This window comes from Neisseria sp. P0021.S007 (genome assembly GCF_051956855.1).
This window is the reverse complement of the sequence record NZ_JBQCXA010000166.1, coordinates 1-1,010: the sequence shown is the minus strand read 5'-3', so window position 1 is coordinate 1,010 and position 1,010 is coordinate 1. Positions and strand designations below refer to the sequence as shown.

Below are 1,010 nucleotides of genomic sequence, written 5' to 3'. Positions count from 1 at the left end.
ACACAACAGAGCCAGTTGCCGAAGAGCCGGAATACATCGCAGCTACCGAAGAAGAAATCAAAGTTGCGCCTAAAACCCGCAAATCTGCCAAACCGGAACGTATTCCTAAAATCACGCCGTTTGCACAAATGGAAACGCCCGAATACAGCCCATCTTTGGTGCAAAACAGCAATTTTGAAGAAATCACATTAGAAGAAGCCACCCGTTCCCTGCATGAAGCTGCGGTTGAGGAATGGAACGAGCATTTAGCCGAAAAAAATGCGCCGATTTACAAAGACGAAGTTGAAACCCCATTATTGCGCGCTTCATCCCTACCGATGACAGGTATGGAAATCATCGACTACAACGACCCTATCTTGCGCCGCACACGCGAGCGTGCCTTGGCGCGTGCCAACAATGTCCGCGTGGCAGAAGCCAATGCGCCGCATATCGAAACCGTTCAGACGGCCTTAAGAACTGCCGAAAAGGAAGCCATCCTCCCCTATACTTCCATGCAGGCATTCCCATCTGAAATCCAAGCAGAAGATATTCACGACAACCTTGCCCGCCGTACCGCCGCACGCCACAAACTGGCCGCAGCCGTTGCCCCATTGCGCGACTACTCTCCGCGCACCATCGAAAATGACGAAATTTTGGCCAACTTGGGACAAATCAGCCGTCCTGCCAGCCTGCGCCGCCAAGTCCGCCATACTGAGGCGGCCGCCGAAAGATGGGCGCGCAAACAAGCTGCTACGGAAGCTGTTGCACCACAACCTGCCGCACCGGCAACACCGTCCAATCCGAAACCGGCTGCGCCTGTTAAAAAATCCCCTTATATCTCCCGACCTGCCGCACCAAACGCAACCGTAGTCGAGCCACCTGCCGTACCGGTTGTCCCTATGGCTAAAACCGATATTCCCGAACCACCCGTTTTCCAAACCTCGATTGCGCCAATTGACATCCCCGAGCCGCCTGCTTTTGAACATAAAATCCAAGTGCCGATTTTTGATTCGCAAGTCAATGCGCACGTC

The 1,010-nt window shown here is 53.5% G+C and carries 1 pseudogene; it reads left to right on the top strand.

Annotated elements, in window-relative coordinates:
• Window positions 1–1,010, top strand: a pseudogene (locus tag ACTHUR_RS11940) (DNA translocase FtsK); the annotation flags it as partial.